This window comes from uncultured Streptococcus sp., assembly GCF_963511325.1.
Taxonomy (GTDB): Bacteria; Bacillota; Bacilli; order Lactobacillales; family Streptococcaceae; genus Streptococcus.
Genome location: NZ_CAUPII010000022.1, coordinates 1 through 18703, shown reverse-complemented (window position 1 = coordinate 18703; position 18703 = coordinate 1). Strand labels below are relative to the sequence as shown.

Below are 18703 nucleotides of genomic sequence, written 5' to 3'. Positions count from 1 at the left end.
GAGCATAACATGAAAAATAAAACTTCTATCAAATTAATGGCCGCAACTGTACTCGTTTCAACATTGCTATTGGGGGCTTGTGGTAATAAGAAAGAGAATACTGTAAGCGATAGTTCTAGCAAGACAACACAAGCATCTTCTAGTTCTAAGGCAAGTTCTTCAAGTAAAGAGAACAAGACTCAGAAGTCCTCAAGTTCAGCTTCATCAGAAAAAGCTAAGACCACCTCTTCTGACCAGTCAGCAACTACTGCTAGTCAATCGCAAGCAACACCAGCACAAGAACCAAGACAGAGCCAAGAACCTTCTAACCAACAGGCATCTTCGCAAACTCCCTCAAATCAGCAAGGCTCTCAAGCACAGACAAGTCAATCAGCTTATGATCCAACTACTGACCGCAAACTTCAAGATAAGCAAGCAGAACACAACAAACGTTACAAGGGTGTTCTAACCATGGTTGATGGAGATTTCTCTGCCGCAGCTGGAAACTGGAAGGGGGCTAATGGCGAGACTATCACGGTCTCATCAGCTGGTCAATTTACAGTAGAATCTAGTGATGGAAAGAAAGAAAATTACTCTATCCAAGGTTATGCCTATACTCTTGATGATGGTAAATATAATGCCAAAATTGGTGGTGGAAAAGTCATCCAAATTACAATAGGTGCAGATGGTACTGTATCTAGCGTTGCTTTGATTCAGCCATAGTCTTCAGTACAGAAGTAATTTGTTTAAAAATAGTTCAGTTGATGAGTACCTACAGCATTTGAAGTTGATAAGATGTCATAAACGAACTCCAGAGATGAGACTAACTTAGGAGTATATCTAATCATGTCTACCTGATCTGACTGTTTTTCACTTAGTTTCTTTCAGAGAAAGTGGTATAATGAAAAAATCAAAGGGAAACGAGTGATGAATCAATGCCAGATAAATTAATTTTACCTCAAAACACACGACTCATGGGAGTGTTCCTTGGCTTTATCGGTGGTTCTTTGGATGTATTCTGTCACATCCAGTACCATAGTTTGGTGGCAACGCAGACAGGGAACATTCTCCTACTGATATCAGATTGGCACGATTCACATGTCATCAATACTATGTTGAGATTCTGCTCGATTATATTCTTTTCCCTAGGCTTTCTGTTTGCCTTACACGTAAAAGAATATCGCAAAACAGCCTATTGGCGAGTTAAAATGCTACTTCCCTTATTTATCGGGACCCTTGTTCTGCCCTTCTTTTCTCGCTTTCCTTTATTAGAAGTTCCTTTTATTGCTTTTGGAACTGGAATGATGATGCTAACATTTACGGGCAGTTTGATTGAAGATCATCCCTATGTCATTTTTATGACCTCTGGAAATTACCGAAAAATGTTGACTGCTTTGTATCGCATTGTTAGAGGAGAAGGAGATGTTCAAGAATATCGTCGTCAAGCCTTGAACTATGGCATTGTAGTAGGCAGTTTCGTAGTGGGAGCCATTAGCTTGGCTATATTGATGCATTTTCTCCATGAATGGTCTATCTGGATTGTCAGCTTCAATTTGGTTTTGATAATGTCTTACTATATTGCTAGAGTGAAGCAGCTCGATTTGCAAGATGAAAATATATAAAAACGGCAAATCTCTCAAATTGAGATTTGCCGTTTTTGGTATGATGGCCATGTCGTACATCTGAGGTGAAAGTCCTCCGTGGGCTCCTCACTACCGGTGAACTCTTGAGCAACTGAATTTGTCCATTCGGGGATGGATAAACTATTTCTCACTGGGAAATATGAAGCGCATAGTCACCAGCATAGATGAGTGATTGCGTACTCGTCTACGAGTGATTATCTGTAAGCAGTGGAAGAAGAAACCTAGGTAACTGTGGGTCCTACTTAAGTTAGGAATTCCTAAATGGATAGCAGATAAGGTATCTGGCTGGGGTGACCACTATCAATTAGGGCTCAAAGGTCGGTACTTAAACGTGATATATCAAAACCAGTCCTCGAAAAGCGCGGACTGGTTTCTTACTTGGTTTACTACCTTGAACGGCATGTACCGTGGTGTGAGTGGGGTTAGTCTTAGCCAATCTTCCATATGATAATATGTATTTAACTAGAAATATTTATTTCATTTTTCCTAAAATTCAATGTTTACTCAGTATGAGGATTTTGAAAGATCGAGATATAGATTTAGATACATTTTTTCTGAAGATAAATCATTTTGACCACTGAGCAAGAGATTTTCAAAAAAAGCTGTTAAAAATTCAGGACGTCGCTGTAAAATCTTTGCATTATCTAATACCAAGGCATCACGAAAATACTTGGCATGTTGCTGAAATGGTGTATTATCAATATCAAAACCAAACTCACGAAGATACTGAATCAAAAATACCGTTACCGTCCGAGTATTTCCTTCGCGAAATGGATGAATCTGCCAGATTCCTGAAATAAAACGCTGGATTTGTTTAACCATATCCGCCTGGGTTAGTGTTGCATATGAAACTTGTTTTTCCTGATTAAAATCATAATCCAAGGTCATTTGAATCATAGAGAAATCAGAGTACACAACACTTTCACCATTCAAAACAGGTTCATTCTTTGTGATATTAGTCTGACGAAATTGGCCCACGGGAATAGAGGTTTCAAATATATCCTGAAACAACTCCTTATGAATAGCAAGTAGGGTCGCAGGACTGAAGCTAAAGCCTCTTCGAGATAATAGTTCCACGATACGAAGAGAAACCAAGTCTGCCTCCTCCGTACTTGCATCAATAGTATGATGATAAGCCGTTGCATCTTCATAAACCTGCTCGTAAGTCAGCTCACCCCGGGACTGTTTCTCAGCCAAAGATTCCATATAAGCTGATGGAACTAGATTATCAACTTTCTGCAGACCAAAACCAATCTTCCATAAGTCACGCTTAGCTTCATAAGACAAGTTTGGGTTGTCAATGTTGTAAGTTGATTGCATAGAGAGTTCCTTTCAATTCTTTTTCTGTGTCATCGGTAAATGGTGAAATGGGTATGGAATTGGTGTAAATTATAAAAAGCCCTCACAATAAGTTCTATGTAGAGAAATAATGAAAGAGTTATATTTAACATCCCATGCACTTATCTGAAATGTCCGTTGGCTGAATAGATTGATTAAACGAATAATTCTAGCGTGCATACTTATCAAACTCATTGGCATACACCACTCTGAACTCGTTGGTCTGTTCAAATCCCAACTCAATTCCCCCAATACCTGAGAAGAAAGCTGCAATGTTGTACTTCTCAGAGCAGTTCGAACTTACAGAATTTGTCATGTAGTTACCTGCTTTCTAGAATGTTAGATTTTCTTGTATAACTTTAATTTGATAAAGATAATTTAATAAATATTAATTCAAATAGTAATATCGAAAAAAGTTAAATAAGTTTCTCAACTATTTAAGAAAAAATATCCTCAAAAAATATATTATTATTTTCTATATAACAATTTGAAGACTTGACAAATTCATAATCATATTCGAGAAACTAGCTGAATATTTTTATCTTATCTTTAACATAAGATAATTTATCGATATCACAATACGATGCTAACTGATTCTCAAAATCTTGATCATAAATATTGGTCATCAGTTTTTCTCTACTTAGAAGATTTTTTATACATGACTTTAAACTACTTATTAAAAATTTACCGCAAATTAGGTTGTAATAATCTTCCCCATTTATCGATTCATACTTTTCTGAAATACTACATATAGAAGAGTTATAAAATCGTTGAGTTTTATCATAATCAGAATAACTTTTTAGTATTTTTGTACATTTAATTATTTCTTTATTAACGGAAATTTTATATCCATTATCTATGTGTAATCTGAGAATAACTTCTTGATAGTATTCATCAAAACGCCCGACTTGTTCATATCCTGTCTTATCATTTAGAAATTTAAAAGGTGATCTAGATACATTTTCTATTGATAAAAACGAATTCCCTTTGGCATTATACCTTTTGTCGATAATTATATCACTATCTTCTATATTATTGAGATAAGATAGAATAAATGCATAACATAAAAATAACTTCTTTGATTCATCTACTATTTTTTGTTTCCATTTATTGAAATCAAACAGATCTCTGACTTCACTTTTAGTTTTCTTTAGCCTACCTGTCAAAAAATTGTAGACAACATTTTCATCGATTATGTAACTTTCAATATTATAGGCTTCAAGATAAATGAATCTATCATCTTCAATTAACTCTATTCCGATATATCTATCAAAGTCTCCATCAACTAGATAAAAATAGTCATTTTCACCTTTCTCTTTATTTTCATTAAACCGAGAAATTACTTTGTTTTTTCCGCCTAATCCTATTGGTTTTAGCAACATATTTTCATTATCAAATAAACGGTCAAAAATTTTTTCATAAAAATATTCTTTATTTATATCCTCAACAAAAACTATAATTTCAGAGTCATCAGTATCTATCATATCAGCTCGTACATCAAGTGCATCATCGCTGTATTGTAACTCATAATTATCCATACTCTATCACCTAAATAGTTCATCCAAATCATCTAGTTCCATAGGAGAATCAATAATAGAATTATCATTGAATGAAATATCCTGTTGAATTTTACGATAGTATTTCTGAATCTTTATTATCTTATTACGGAAAGGACCTACTAATTCAGGCGAATGAGTTGCAAAAATTAATTGAATATTAGGATTAATTTCATGAAGTTGCTTAATAAATTTTGTTTGCCACCTTAAATGAAGGGATAATTCGGGTTCATCAGCAACAAAAATTCCATTTTTCATATCTGAAACTTTAAAAATAAAATTTGCAAAGAGATTAACTAATTGTTTCTCTCCTGAAGATAAATATGTTATATCAACCTTTTGATCGGTATATGAAGTTTCAAAATAGATAGTCCCATCATTTGTTACTTTGATATTTTTTCCATCTTCTCCATCTAATAAAAAAGTATTAACAATTTCAATGAATTGGTCAATTGATTTCCTTGCATTTTTCTTCATTGTTTCAGATTCACTTGCTAATAGTGTAATCTTTTTGATTTTTTCTATTTCATTATATGTAGCAACAAATTTTGCTTCGATTCCTCTATCTTTATTTTTTTCAGAATTTAGTTCCTCAACGTCATTCAATAGTTTTTCAAAGTAATCTAAGTAATTATTTTCTTCTCTATTGGTATTATTAATAATGTTCAAATCTCTAAGTAATGTTACATATTTTTCTTTCAAATTATTTAATTCATCTAGAACATTCTCATTTCTAAAATATGAGATCAATCCACTGAAGTCAAGCTGTTGACCTGTTAAAACAAACATTGTTTCAAGAACATCATTGCGAAACTTTTCATTTAGTTCTCTAATTTTATAGTTTACATGTCTCATTTGCGAATCAACTAAATATTTCACGATATCCATAGATGCATCTTTACTGTTGTATCTATAAAATTGTTTATGAATTATTCTACTTTGTTCTGAGAATTGTTCATTATTTGATAACCTTGAATTACTAATGCGTTCTAGGGGAAGATACACATAATCAAAGCTATCCCTTATTGTTTGAACAATCGGATATTCTTTTACAAATTGATGTTTATTAAATCCATTTCCACGATATCTTTCTGTTGAAAAATACCTTTCCAATTCTTTAAAGTAGATTGTTTTTTCATCGTCAAGAAACTTTAACACAATAGCTTCATTGGTATTTTTTAATTTTAAAATATTATTAGTAGTTGTAGTAATGATAACATCGTGAAATAGTATATCTTTTAGTTTATAGAATTCTCCACCAATAATAAATTCAATTAAATTTAATACTGTAGTTTTACCACTACCATTCTTCCCATATAGCAAAGAGATATCTTCATTTAAATCAATATCATACTGAAAATAGCCATGTAGCCCATTTATTTGAATTTTCTTTATTTTCATATATAATTTTTATCCTATCTTCTTCATCTCATCAATACGTGCTACGGTCGCGTCGTATTTAGCTTGGTAGTCGGCTTGTTTGTCGCGTTCTTTTTGGACGACTTCTGGTTTGGCATTAGCTACGAAGCGTTCATTAGAGAGCTTCTTGCCGACCATATCCAGTTCTTTTTGCCATTTAGCCAGTTCCTTATCGAGACGAGCGAGTTCTTCTTCGACATTGAGGAGGTCTGCCAGTGGCAAGTAGATTTCTGCTCCTGTGATGACGCTTGACATAGCGAGTTCAGGTGCAGGGATGTTTGATGCGATTTCCAAGTGTTCTGGATTTGTGAAGCGTTTGATGTAGTTGACATTGCTGTTAAAGAAGGCTTCCAAGTCGCTATCGCTGGTCTTAACAAGGATGGTGATAGGCTTGCTTGGTGCAACGTTTACTTCTGCACGCGCATTACGAACAGCACGGATCAAGTCTTTGAGGCTTTCGACACCAGTGTGGGCTGCGAGGTCTTCAAAGGCTGGGTTAACAGTTGGATATTCCGCTGTAACGATAGATCCTTCTGAGATTTGTCCAAAGATTTCCTCTGTCACGAATGGCATGATTGGGTGAAGGAGACGAAGGATCTTGTCCAAAGTATAGAGGAGAACAGAACGTGTGATGACTTTCTCTTCTTCGTTATCGCTATAAAGGACTTCCTTGGTCAACTCAACGTACCAGTCCGCAAACTCGTCCCAGATGAAGTTATAAAGGATGTGTCCAGCTACACCAAACTCAAACTTATCAAAGTTGGCAGTAGCTTTTCCTATAGTTTCATTGAGGTTGTGGAGAATCCAGCGGTCTGTGACATTTCCAGCTTCCTTGTTGACAACTTTTTCGACATTGGCAGTTGCTTGCTCGAGGGTCAAGCCTTCATTGTTCATGAGGATGTAGCGAGAGATGTTCCAGATCTTGTTGATGAAGTTCCATGAAGCATCCATTTTCTCGTAAGAGAAGCGCACGTCTTGGCCTGGTGCAGAACCGTTCGAAAGGAACCAACGAAGGGCATCGGCACCGTATTTCTCGATGACATCCATAGGGTCAATCCCGTTCCCGAGAGATTTAGACATCTTACGTCCTTGCTCGTCACGAATGAGACCGTGGATAAGCACATTTTGGAATGGCTGACGGCCAGTGAATTCCAAGGATTGGAAGATCATACGAGACACCCAGAAGAAGATGATATCGTAACCTGTTACCAAGGTTGACGTTGGGAAGTAACGTTTGAAGTCTTCTGAGTCGACATCAGGCCAGCCCATAGTTGAGAATGGCCAAAGGGCAGAACTGAACCAAGTATCCAAGACGTCTTCGTCCTGAGTCCATCCGTCGCCTTCAGGAGCTTCTTCACCGACGTACATTTCACCCTCAGCATTGTACCAAGCAGGGATTTGGTGACCCCACCAGAGCTGACGAGAGATTACCCAGTCGTGGACATTTTCCATCCATTGGAGGAAGGTATCGTTGAAACGAGGTGGGTAGAATTCTACCTTGTCCTCTGTGTCTTGATTGGCAATAGCATTCTTAGCCAATTGGTCCATCTTAACGAACCATTGAGTAGACAAGCGTGGCTCAACCACAACACCTGTACGTTCTGAGTGACCAACACTGTGGACACGTTTTTCGATTTTAACGAGGGTACCGATTTCTTCCAACTTAGCAACGACTGCCTTACGAGCTTCGAAACGATCCATACCTGCAAATTCGAAGGCCAAGTCGTTCATGGTTCCGTCATCGTTCATGACGTTGACTTGTGGCAAGTTATGGCGTTGACCAACCAAGAAGTCGTTTGGATCGTGGGCAGGCGTGATTTTCACGACACCAGTACCAAACTCAGGGTCTGCGTGCTCGTCCCCAACGATTGGAATCAATTTATTAGCGATTGGAAGGATGACGTTTTTACCAATCAAGTCCTTGTAGCGTGGGTCTTCTGGATTAACCGCAACCGCAACGTCCCCAAACATGGTCTCAGGACGAGTTGTCGCAACTTCAAGGGCGCGTGAACCGTCTTCTAACATGTAGTTCATATGGTAGAAGGCACCTTCGACATCCTTATGGATAACCTCGATATCAGAAAGGGCTGTGCGAGCTGCTGGATCCCAGTTGATGATAAACTCACCACGGTAGATCCAGCCTTTCTTGTAAAGGTCCACAAAGACCTTGCGAACCGCTTTTGACAAACCTTCGTCAAGCGTGAAACGCTCACGAGAGTAGTCTACAGAGAGGCCCATCTTGCCCCATTGTTCCTTGATAGTAGTGGCATATTCGTCTTTCCATTCCCAGACTTTCTCGAGGAATTTCTCACGGCCGAGGTCGTAACGGCTGATGCCCTCACCACGCAAGCGCTCCTCAACCTTAGCCTGAGTCGCAATCCCCGCGTGGTCCATCCCTGGAAGCCAAAGCGTATCAAAACCTTGCATACGTTTTTGACGGATGATGATATCTTGCAAAGTTGTATCCCAAGCGTGACCGAGGTGGAGTTTACCAGTCACGTTTGGTGGTGGAATGACGATAGAGTATGGCTTAGCCTTCTTATCGCCTGAAGGCTTGAAAACATCCTCGTCAAGCCATTTTTGGTAACGACCAGCCTCAACCTCGGCTGGATTGTATTTAGGTGAAAGTTCTTTAGACATGTGTGTGTCCTTTCTAGTTTATATCTTGAAATAAAATTAGTATGTAGAAGATAGGCTTTGATTCAACTCATCTTGTTTTTATCATTATCTTCTATAAGCAAAGAAACGGTGAAAAATTTTACATTAACTTTCTCTCATTATCTTCGTAATATGTTTATCAAAGTCTGATATGATTTTTTGAGTTCGGTTAAATTTTTCATACTCCTGGATAGCTTTTGAGTCTGCTTGTTTCTTGGAAAGACTTCCTTTTCCTTCTAAGATTTCATATTCATTAAAAGATAGAAAACGATCAATACTATCTGCCAATCCTCGCATCGTAAAAGTATTACGGCGCTCAACCAAACTCTCGATATAATCAAAATAGGCTGTAACAGTTCGCTCTAGTTGTCGAATTTCTTTTTCTTGCAAATAATTTTTGGCTATAGTTACATCTGATTTGAGAACTCGTCCATCAGGTGCATGTTTCCAAGTAGTTAATCCCATTTTTTCTTTACTAGCATCGGCTTGCTGATAGATAATTTCTGCAGCCGTACTTCCAGTAATTGCGTAATGAAATTTATTTTGCACCATAGCATAGAAGTTTTTAGTAATATCTGAGTTTCGATCATAATCTATGGCACATTCAGCAAAGATATCCGTAATTTGTTGATAGATTCGGCGTTCGCTAGAGCGAATAGAACGAATCCGTTCTAAAAGTTCACGGAAATAATCTTGTCCGAAAACTGTCTGTCCTTGTTTCAAGCGTTCATCATCTAAAACAAAACCTTTGATGATAAACTCTTTCAAGGTCTTGGTTGCCCAAATTCTAAATTGAGTAGCCTTGCTGGAATTTACACGATAACCAACTGAAATGATAGCATCCAGATTGTAATATTCAAGTTCACGCCGGACAGTTCTATTGCCCTCTTGTTGAACCTGTGCAAATTTTGCACAAGTTGACACCTTATCTAACTCACCACTATCATAAATGTTTTTCAAGTGCTTTGTAATGACACTTCGTTCAACTCCAAAGAGCTCCGCAAGACCTTTTTGAGTTAACCAAAGATTTTCATCTTGTAAAAGGATATCTAGCTGAACGTCGCCATTGGGTGTAGTATACAGGATGAAATTAGAAATTTCATTCAAGCCAATTCCACCTCCTCCCTTCCATAAACAATTACTTCTCGTTCTTAAACTGTATACCGTTTTCTTTCAGTTTTTGAACGGTAGCGGGACCAATTCCCTTCAAAGCGAGAACTTCTTTTTCGGTCCATTTTTTGAAATCTGTAGACCTACGAATCCCATTTTCAACAAAGATGTGAACAAGATCCATCCGGATTCCCTTCATTTTTTCCTCGCTCATAAAGGAGTACCAGTCGTTTACCTCGGATAAAGTTTTTATCATACTGGAATGATTCGAAAATACTGGTTTACGACGGAACTTCTTGGCTTCGTTTGTTAGAAATTTTGTTAAAATAATATTTTCTAGTAAATAATCAAATAGAGGATACAAACTAGCTTGTAGCGATTCAATTGAATTTGGACAATAGCATTCTTGGTCTTCGATATCTATAACTTTGAATTGCCAATCTTCCTCTATAAAGAATTCAACAGCTTCATCATTGATTTCCACTAATTTTGCAAATAGCTGACTAGCTTCCTCAATTTTTCCTTGAGAAAAAGCAGAGATGATGGCATGAATAAGAATGGTATCGTCCCGTTTCCCTTTATTTAATTCTTCGCGGTAGAAACGCTCAACCTTTAGTTCCTGACCAGTAATATGATACAAGGAAAGCATACAGAAGACAAAATTAGGAGGAAAACGTTCTGGTCGCTTACTCAAATATAGGTCAATCAATTCTATAGCCTTAGAATTTAAGTTCTCCGTCATATAATATTCAATCAGAAACATGAGAGCAGACAGGATAGGGCGGGCTTCAAAATAATTCCAACTATTGTATCCGTTCATTTTCCATTTTTCTAAAACTAGAACTTCAAAATCCAATACTTTTTTAAAAGTTGACAAATCAAAATCTTCAACTTCTGATAAGAATAAATGAAAATCAGCAGCAAAATAATCTGGATTGATTTTTAAAACTTGCTTTAACAGTTTATTTCGCTTCTGTGTATTCGGAGTATGCATAGCTTCTCTAAATAAAGCATGATCCTGATTCCAATCAAAAGTCCTATTTTTCAGTTGGTAATTGATTAGCTGAACATCTGGATACTCTCCGTGTTCATCAGCATATTGCATCACTGCTGTATGTAGTTCATCGAAGTTTTGAATGGTCCGACGTTCTACAAAAGTTGGATTTTTGGCCATGATTTCTGTCCAAGCAGCCTCTTCTTCAGAAATAACTTTGATATCCAACTTTTGCTGGCGTTTTAATTCTTTTTTTCTATTTTTCTTTTTAGCCATCTATTTTCTCCTCTAACTCATTCTTCAATAGGTCCTATCTCGACTGCCAGATACAAGCATTAATGGGAAAAACCACTTTCTCAGCGATTCGTTGATTTTGAAGGTTGTGCCCTAAGCGTAAGCAAGGTGGAGTTTTTCCAGTTACATTGGGTGGTGGGAATCACGAACGAAAAAGATTGAGACTTTTGAACTTCTTGAGTCTTGAGAACGTCTTCATGAAGCCTTTTTGGGAATGTTCAACTTCAACCTAGGATGGAGTGTGTTTAGGCGGAAGCTGTTTAGACATGTGTTTGTCCTTTTTCTATTATTTTCATCTTATTTTGAATCTGCTTAGCAGCTTCTCCTGCAGACAAATTCGTATTATTTATTTTAAAGTAGTGGTGCAACTCATTCGGTTGATGTTGGGAATTTAATTGAAGTGTTTCAGTGGTTTCTAAAATTTCTCTTTCAGATACCTCAATATGTCGTTTTAAGGGTTTGTGCTTTAATCGATTCTCCGTTCGATTTCGACGTAAGCGCTCTTCAAGGCTTGTTTCCAATTCAACAAAAAGAATCTCTTGATGATAGTCATTCAACAAATCCTGAATTTGTTTCAAATAGATCAGCTGGTACTGATTTGAAAAATCAATCACGTCTGTTAAAATCACATATCGCTGATTTCTAGCGCTAGCTCCAAGGAAAGAAAAGGTCATTCCACGAACAAATTCCCACATTTCCTCTGTATAGTCCTGATAGATTTCCAGTGCAAAATCGATGGCTTGATGGTTATAAAAGAGGGTAGAATCCGTCAGTCGAGATAGTTCTTGACCAATCGTCATTTTTCCTGAAGCTGGGGCACCAATGATGAAAAAATGCATCAAATCACCTCCCACTCACTCTTCAGCAAGCCGTATCTCAAATCATCGCAGCGATTGCCTTGGGCATCCTTGCGGTCTCTTATGCGAGCTTCGAGGGTGAAGCCAAGTTTCTCAGCGACTCGTTGACTTTGAAGGTTGTAACCAAAGCAAGACAGTTCAATCTTGTGTAGGTTTAGTTCTTTAAAAGCTAAATCAATCAAGGCACGCGCTGCTTCGGGAACATAACCTCGTCCCCAATAGTCTGGGTGCAAGATATAGCCAATCTCCAGTACATCGTCTTCGTAGCGACGGGGGAAATCGACAGAACCAATGATTGTATCGGTTCTTTTAACGATAATTCCGTAGCCTGCTGGGAGATTATCCTTTTGATTACGCTCGGGAAGGATATGTTCTAGGTAATAAATCTCATCTTCCAAGGTCTTGACAGGTGGAAAACCTGCTGGGTAAGAAACTTCTGGACGACTAGCATAGTCAAAGATATCCTCTACATCCGCAACTGTACGGACTCGTAAGACCAGTCGCTCAGTTTCGATTCGTTCAGGTAATGCTGCTCTTGTCATTTTTCTGCCTCGCTTTCTTAATGAAGCTCCCCATAGGATCGACTCGGTCATTTAGATAACGGTAAACGCGCTGATGGGCGTCCCCCATAAAGTAAGTTGGCGCAAAGTGGTCATTTTTAAAATGGCCCTTGTCATCTAAGAGCTCTGGATCAGCAAGTCGCTCAATAATCTTAGCAAAGATATGGCAGATGCCATCTTCCTCGATAATCTGATCTACCTGACAATCCAAAACGACTGGACAAGCCTCTAAAATCGGTGCCTGAGTTCGTTCAGAAATCTCATAGTCAAGTCCCAGGTGTTTCAATTTCTCCCGATGGCTGATAAAGCCAGCCTGCTCCATCTCAAGCATGAGGTTTTCGTCAGGGATGTTCACGCTGAACTGTCGATAATGCTTAATCTGGTCGGCTGCATTTTCCTCAGCACCAACACCGATGACCAGCCAATCTCCCAGACTATAAGAGGAGCTACAGGTTGTGATATTGTATCCAAAGTTCTGGTCCTTATAGCCCAAGATGAAGATAGGAAAACCATAGTAGAGTTTACTGGTGTTAAAAGATTGTTTCATGACAACCTCCTTTAGCTAGGGGGGAAAAGAAAAATCGTCCCTGCCATCAATCTGACAGGGACGAATGTGTTAATCCGCGGTACCACCCAATTTCGGGCCATGCCCGCATCTTTAATCTTCTTGTTTCACTTTTATGACGTCGTTAGCTCGTCTTGCCGTACTTGAGTACAGCAAGACGAGCTGTCTAGTCCTAAAAGGAAACAAAAAGATTTATATTTCAATTTTTAATTTCATCCATTAGCAACCAGTTTTGACACATTTGTGGACTTCTCAGCACCGCCACTTTCTGTAAAATGTGGGACTCAAAACACCTCTAATGGCTTTATTTTAACAAGTTTTTGACGGAAAAGCAAGGAACAAGAAAGATTACTTGAACTTGATGCCGTTTTCTTTTAATTTCTTGATGGTAGCGGGACCAATTCCTTTCAAGGCAAGTAGTTCTTTTTCTGTCCAGTTTTTGAAGTCAGCAGCAGACTTGATCCCTTCATCGTAGAAAGTCTTAGCGCGGTCAACTGAAAGTCCCCCTAGGTTTGCTGCGAAATCTTCTACAGAAGTAGCAACTTTTTGAGCTTGCTCTTTGGTTGCTTCTACAGTTTTTTCAACCTTTTTAGAGACAGCTTTACCTGCATCACTTGCCGCTTTTTCAGCATGTTTTACAACTTTTTTTGTTTCTTCGACAACCTTGTTTACAGTGCTTGAAAATGCACCTGAGCGACGTAGGCTGTTTCTCAATTGTTTTTTACGTTGGAGTGTCTTTGACATGATAAAATCCTTTCAATAAAAAATCCCTGTGGCTGAACAAGGATCGAATCTCTATGGTTTTATTGTATCAACTTTCTTTAGGAATTGCAAGGCTTGATATACTGGAAATATAGGAGATATATGGGAAATTTCGCCGTAGAATGATAGACAATAATAGAAGAAAAATGAAAAATATGGTATAATGAAACGATAGATTTTTGAATAGGAATACAATCATGTTTGGATTTTTTAAAAAAGATAAAGCTACAGAATCCCCCACAATGGTGCCAGACCACATCGGTGTGATCATGGATGGGAATGGCCGTTGGGCTAAAAAACGGATGCAGCCACGAGTCTTTGGCCATAAGGCTGGGATGGATGCTTTGAGAAAGGTAGCTATTGCTGCTAGTGATATGGGCGTCAAAGCCTTGACAGTCTATGCCTTTTCAACTGAAAACTGGACCCGTCCAGATCAGGAAGTCAAATTTATCATGAACCTGCCAGTTGAATTCTATGATAAGTTTGTTCCTGAATTACATCAGAAGAACATGAAGATTCAAATGATTGGGGAGACTGATCGTTTGCCGAAGCAGACTTTTGATGCTCTTAAAAAGGCAGAAGAGCTGACTAAGTTAAATACAGGATTGATTCTCAATTTTGCCCTTAATTATGGTGGACGAGCTGAGATTACACAAGCAGTCAAGTTGATTGCACAGGATGTTTTAGATGCTAAGATCAATCCTGGTGATATCACCGAGGAGTTGATTGGGGAATACCTCTTTACGGGACATTTGCCAAAAGTCTTGCGGGATCCTGACTTAATTATTCGGACCAGCGGTGAACTTCGTTTGAGTAATTTCTTGCCTTGGCAGGCTGCTTATAGCGAGCTCTATTTCACGGATGTCTTGTGGCCTGACTTTGATGAGGAAGCCTTGAAAGAAGCTATCATCGAGTACAATCGTCGCAACCGTCGCTTTGGAGGAGTTTAGGAGATATTATGATACAGGATTTACAAAAGAGAACCCTTTTTGCTGTCTTGGCCTTGGCTATCTTTATCCCAATCTTGGCGATTGGTGGCTTATGGCTCCAGATTGCCATGGGGATTGTGGCTATGTTGGGAGTCCATGAGTTGCTTCGTATGAAGGGGTTAAATACCATGACGCCTGAAGGACTCTTGACTTTACTAGCAACCTTTTTTCTGACTATTCCTTTGGAAAACTACCTGAAGTTTTTGCCTGTGGATGGGAACGTTGTTGCTTATAGTGTCGTGATACTGATTTTACTAGGGGCAACAGTCTTCAGCAAGAACTATACTATTGAGGATGCTGTTTTTCCGATTGCCATGAGTTTTTATGTTGGCTTTGGTTTTAATGCTTTGGTCGATGCTCGTATTGCAGGTTTGGATAAGGCGCTTTTGGGACTGTGTATGGTCTGGGCAACCGATAGTGGTGCTTATCTGGTAGGGATGAAGTTTGGTAAGAGAAAACTAGCTCCGAGAGTTTCCCCTAACAAGACCATAGAGGGTGCTATGGGGGGTATCTTGGCTGCTATGCTAGTGACTTTGATTTTTATGCTAGTTGATAGTACTGTTGCTTTACCTTATGGGATTTACAAAATGATGGTTTTTGCTATTTTCTTTAGTATAGCTGGTCAGTTGGGGGATTTGATCGAAAGTGCTATGAAACGTCACTTTGGTGTCAAAGACTCAGGCAAGTTTATCCCAGGTCATGGTGGGGTATTGGATCGTTTTGATTGCATGCTGGCTGTCTTCCCTATTATGCACCTCTTTGGCTTATTTTAAGGAAAGGTAAATAGAAATTAAATGATAGGATTACTAACATTTATCCTGGTCTTTGGGATTATCGTAGTGGTTCACGAATTCGGACATTTTTACTTTGCTAAGAAATCTGGGATTTTGGTTCGTGAGTTTGCCATCGGTATGGGCCCCAAAATCTTTGCCCACATCGGAAAAGATGGAACTGCTTATACCATTCGTCTCCTGCCACTTGGTGGTTACGTTCGGATGGCAGGTTGGGGTGAAGATACGACAGAAATTAAGACTGGAACTCCTGCAAGCCTAACATTGGCAGAGGATGGTAAGGTCAAACGCATCAATCTCTCTGGTAAAAAGGTTGACCAGACAGCTCTGCCTATGCAGGTCACTCAGTTTGATTTTGAGGATAAACTCTTTATTAGAGGCTTGGTCTTAGAAGAGGAAAAGACTTTCTCAGTAGACCATGATGCGACCATTGTGGAAGCTGATGGAACGGAAGTTCGTATCGCTCCCTTAGACGTCCAATATCAAAATGCGACTGTCTGGGGCAAATTGATTACCAACTTTGCAGGTCCTATGAATAACTTTATCCTAGGAGTCATCGTTTTCTGGATTTTGATTTTCATGCAAGGCGGTGTTCGTGATACGCAAACGAACAATTTCAGTATTATTCCAGATAGCGCTTTGGCTAAGGTTGGAGTTGAAAATACGGCCCAAATCACTAAGGTCGGCAGTTACGAGATTTCAAATTGGGCAGATCTGATCCAGGCGGTTGATACAGAAACCAAGAACAAAACAGCGCCCGTTTTGGATGTGACGGTTTCTGAAAATGGCACTGAAAAACAAGTGAGTGTGACACCTGAGGAAAGCCAAGGGCGTTATATCTTGGGTGTCCAGCCGAGACTCAAATCAGATATCTGGTCTATGTTTATGGGTGGATTTACAACTGCGGCTGATTCAGCCTTGCGAATTCTCAATGCTTTGAAAAGCTTGATCTTCCAACCAGATTTGAATAAGCTTGGCGGTCCTGTTGCTATCTTTAAGGCAAGTAGTGATGCTGCTAAGAATGGTCTTGAAAACGTCTTGTTCTTCTTGGCTATGATTTCCATCAATATCGGGATTTTCAACTTGATTCCGATTCCTGCGCTAGATGGTGGAAAAATCGTGCTCAACATCCTAGAAGCTATTCGCCGCAAACCACTAAAACAAGAAATTGAAACCTATGTCACTCTGGTCGGAGTTGTCATTATGGTCGTTTTGATGATCGCCGTAACTTGGAATGACATCATGCGAACCTTCTTTTAAGAAATAGAGGAGTCATTATGAAACAAAGTAAAATGCTTATCCCAACGCTTCGCGAAATGCCAAGCGATGCTCAAGTTATCAGTCACGCCCTTATGTTGCGTGCTGGTTATGTTCGTCAAGTATCAGCAGGTGTTTACTCATACCTACCACTTGCTAACCGTGTTATCGAAAAAGCTAAGAAGATCATGCGTCAAGAGTTTGACAAGATTGGTGCGGTTGAGATGTTGGCTCCAGCCCTTCTCAGTGCTGACCTTTGGCGTGAGTCTGGCCGTTATGAAACCTACGGTGAGGACTTGTACAAATTGAAAAACCGTGAGAAGTCAGACTTTATCTTGGGTCCAACTCACGAAGAAACTTTCACAGCTATTGTCCGTGATTCTGTCAAGTCTTACAAGCAATTACCACTGAACTTGTACCAAATCCAGCCTAAGTACCGTGATGAAAAACGTCCACGTAATGGACTTCTTCGTACGCGTGAATTCATCATGAAAGATGGTTATAGCTTCCACGCTAATTATGATAGCTTGGATGTAACTTATGATGAGTATAAAGCAGCTTATGAGCGTATCTTCACTCGCAGTGGTTTGGACTTCAAAGCTATCATCGGTGACGGTGGAGCTATGGGTGGTAAGGATAGCCAAGAGTTTATGGCCATCACACCTGCTCGTACAGACCTTGACCGTTGGGTGGTTTTAGACAAGTCTGTTGCATCATTTGATGAGATTCCTGTAGAAGTGCAAGAAGAAATCAAGGCAGAATTGCTCAAATGGATGGTTTCTGGTGAAGATACCATTGCCTACTCAAGTGAATCAAGCTATGCAGCTAACTTAGAAATGGCAACCAACGAGTATAAACCAAGCAATCGTGTTGTGACTGAAGATCAAGTGGCTCGCGTGGAAACACCAGGTGTCAAATCCATTGATGAAGTGGCAGCTTTCTTGAATGTTTCTGAAGAGCAAACCATCAAGACCTTGGTTTATATCGCAGATGAGGAACCAGTTGTGGCTCTACTCGTAGGCAATGACCAACTCAATGAAGTCAAATTGAAAAACTACCTTGGAGCAGATTTCTTGGAACCTGCAACTGAGGCAGAAGTGAAAGAATTGTTGGGAGCTGACTTTGGTTCTCTTGGGCCAGTAGACCTTCCAGAAAATGTTAAGATTATTGCTGACCGCAAGGTACAAGATAGCCGCAATGCTGTTGTAGGTGCCAACGAAGATGGCTACCACTTGACTGGTGTAAACCCAGGTCGTGACTTCACTGCCGAGTATGTGGATATCCGTGAAGTTCGTGAAGGTGAAATTTCTCCAGACGGACAAGGTATTCTCAACTTTGCGCGTGGTATCGAAATTGGTCACATCTTTAAACTCGGAACTCGTTACTCAGCAAGTATGGGTGCAGATGTCTTGGATGAAAATGGTCGTGCTGTGCCAATTATCATGGGATGCTATGGTATCGGTGTCAGCCGTCTCCTTTCAGCAGTTATGGAGCAACACGCTCGTCTCTTTGTTAACAAAACGCCTAAAGGTGAATACCGTTACGCTTGGGGAATCAACTTCCCTAAAGAATTGGCTCCGTTTGATGTGCACTTGATTCCAGTTAATGTCAAGGACGAAGCAAGTCTTGAATTGACAAATCGTATCGAAGAAGCCTTGGTAAATAAAGGCTACGAAGTCTTGACGGATGACCGTAACGAACGTGTCGGTGTTAAATTTAGCGATAGCGACTTGATTGGTCTTCCAATCCGTATCACTGTTGGTAAAAAAGCAGCTGACGGGATTGTAGAAGTGAAGATCAAGGCGACAGGGGATACGATCGAAGTTCATGCAGATAACCTGCTTGAAACCCTTGAAATCTTAACAAATAAATAAAATCTGGCTCTCTGTCAACTGTAGTGGGTTGAATAAAAAGCTAACATCTGGAGAGGA

The 18703-nt window shown here is 39.3% G+C and carries 16 protein-coding genes and 2 pseudogenes; 7 read left to right on the top strand and 11 right to left on the bottom strand.

The window, feature by feature from the left end; translation table 11 throughout:
- The first annotated feature begins 9 nt into the window (after window positions 1–9).
- The 3 genes and pseudogenes from RQ973_RS06920 to RQ973_RS06910 all read left to right on the top strand — a co-directional run.
- The gene (locus tag RQ973_RS06920) at window positions 10–702 is read left to right on the top strand and encodes a hypothetical protein (protein ID WP_311523333.1); all 693 of its coding nucleotides are present in this window, start codon (window positions 10–12) and stop codon (window positions 700–702) included.
- 212 nt (window positions 703–914) lie between these two features.
- Window positions 915–1601 carry a YoaK family protein gene (locus RQ973_RS06915; protein WP_311523332.1) on the top strand — a complete coding sequence of 229 codons (687 nt, stop codon included), beginning with the start codon at window positions 915–917 and terminating at the stop codon, window positions 1599–1601.
- 103 nt (window positions 1602–1704) lie between these two features.
- A pseudogene (locus RQ973_RS06910) lies at window positions 1705–2048 on the top strand (group II intron maturase-specific domain-containing protein); the annotation flags it as partial.
- A gap of 78 nt (window positions 2049–2126) precedes the next feature.
- Here the strand turns inward: RQ973_RS06910 and RQ973_RS06905 are convergent.
- The 11 genes and pseudogenes from RQ973_RS06905 to RQ973_RS06855 form a co-directional block, all read right to left on the bottom strand.
- The gene (locus RQ973_RS06905; RefSeq protein ID WP_311523331.1) at window positions 2127–2942 is read right to left on the bottom strand and encodes a Fic/DOC family protein; all 816 of its coding nucleotides are present in this window, start codon (window positions 2940–2942) and stop codon (window positions 2127–2129) included.
- 190 nt (window positions 2943–3132) lie between these two features.
- Window positions 3133–3276: pseudogene (locus RQ973_RS06900) on the bottom strand (DNA cytosine methyltransferase); the annotation flags it as partial.
- A 208-nt stretch (window positions 3277–3484) separates the two neighbouring features.
- A complete protein-coding gene (locus RQ973_RS06895) occupies window positions 3485–4498 on the bottom strand; it encodes a DUF4435 domain-containing protein (RefSeq protein ID WP_311523330.1) in 1014 nt (337 codons plus the stop codon).
- Between the two features lie 6 nt (window positions 4499–4504).
- A complete protein-coding gene (locus RQ973_RS06890; RefSeq protein ID WP_311523329.1) occupies window positions 4505–5917 on the bottom strand; it encodes an AAA family ATPase in 1413 nt (470 codons plus the stop codon).
- A 9-nt stretch (window positions 5918–5926) separates the two neighbouring features.
- Window positions 5927–8575 carry a valine--tRNA ligase gene (locus RQ973_RS06885; RefSeq protein ID WP_311523328.1) on the bottom strand — a complete coding sequence of 883 codons (2649 nt, stop codon included), beginning with the start codon at window positions 8573–8575 and terminating at the stop codon, window positions 5927–5929.
- Window positions 8576–8698: 123 nt separating this feature from the next.
- Window positions 8699–9700 (bottom strand): virulence RhuM family protein, encoded by a 1002-nt coding sequence (locus RQ973_RS06880; protein ID WP_311523326.1) that lies wholly within the window; start codon window positions 9698–9700, stop codon window positions 8699–8701.
- A gap of 31 nt (window positions 9701–9731) precedes the next feature.
- On the bottom strand, window positions 9732–10973 hold the full coding sequence (locus RQ973_RS06875; RefSeq protein WP_311523325.1) for a hypothetical protein: 1242 nt from the start codon (window positions 10971–10973) through the stop codon (window positions 9732–9734).
- 278 nt (window positions 10974–11251) lie between these two features.
- The gene (locus RQ973_RS06870) at window positions 11252–11830 is read right to left on the bottom strand and encodes an AAA family ATPase (RefSeq protein ID WP_311523324.1); all 579 of its coding nucleotides are present in this window, start codon (window positions 11828–11830) and stop codon (window positions 11252–11254) included.
- Window positions 11830–12390, bottom strand: coding sequence for a GNAT family protein (locus RQ973_RS06865; RefSeq protein WP_311523323.1), 561 nt, complete (start codon window positions 12388–12390; stop codon window positions 11830–11832). Before RQ973_RS06865 ends, RQ973_RS06870 begins: the two co-directional genes overlap by 1 nt.
- The gene (locus RQ973_RS06860; RefSeq protein ID WP_311523322.1) at window positions 12368–12955 is read right to left on the bottom strand and encodes a flavin reductase family protein; all 588 of its coding nucleotides are present in this window, start codon (window positions 12953–12955) and stop codon (window positions 12368–12370) included. Before RQ973_RS06860 ends, RQ973_RS06865 begins: the two co-directional genes overlap by 23 nt.
- A gap of 366 nt (window positions 12956–13321) precedes the next feature.
- Entirely contained in the window at window positions 13322–13717 is a 396-nt protein-coding gene (locus RQ973_RS06855) for a helix-hairpin-helix domain-containing protein (RefSeq protein WP_045762766.1), read from the bottom strand.
- Window positions 13718–13932: 215 nt separating this feature from the next.
- Between RQ973_RS06855 and RQ973_RS06850 the strand changes: the two genes are divergently transcribed.
- Genes RQ973_RS06850 through RQ973_RS06835 form a run of 4 tightly spaced genes read left to right on the top strand, consistent with a single transcriptional unit; the run spans window position 13933 to window position 18646 of the window.
- Window positions 13933–14685 carry an isoprenyl transferase gene (locus tag RQ973_RS06850; protein ID WP_311523320.1) on the top strand — a complete coding sequence of 251 codons (753 nt, stop codon included), beginning with the start codon at window positions 13933–13935 and terminating at the stop codon, window positions 14683–14685.
- Window positions 14686–14693: 8 nt separating this feature from the next.
- Window positions 14694–15497, top strand: a complete 804-nt coding sequence (locus RQ973_RS06845; RefSeq protein WP_223140452.1) for a phosphatidate cytidylyltransferase — start codon at window positions 14694–14696, stop codon at window positions 15495–15497.
- A 21-nt stretch (window positions 15498–15518) separates the two neighbouring features.
- A complete protein-coding gene (gene rseP / locus RQ973_RS06840; protein ID WP_311523319.1) occupies window positions 15519–16775 on the top strand; it encodes an RIP metalloprotease RseP in 1257 nt (418 codons plus the stop codon).
- Between the two features lie 17 nt (window positions 16776–16792).
- Window positions 16793–18646 (top strand): proline--tRNA ligase, encoded by a 1854-nt coding sequence (locus RQ973_RS06835; protein WP_311523318.1) that lies wholly within the window; start codon window positions 16793–16795, stop codon window positions 18644–18646.
- The last annotated feature ends 57 nt before the right edge of the window (window positions 18647–18703 follow it).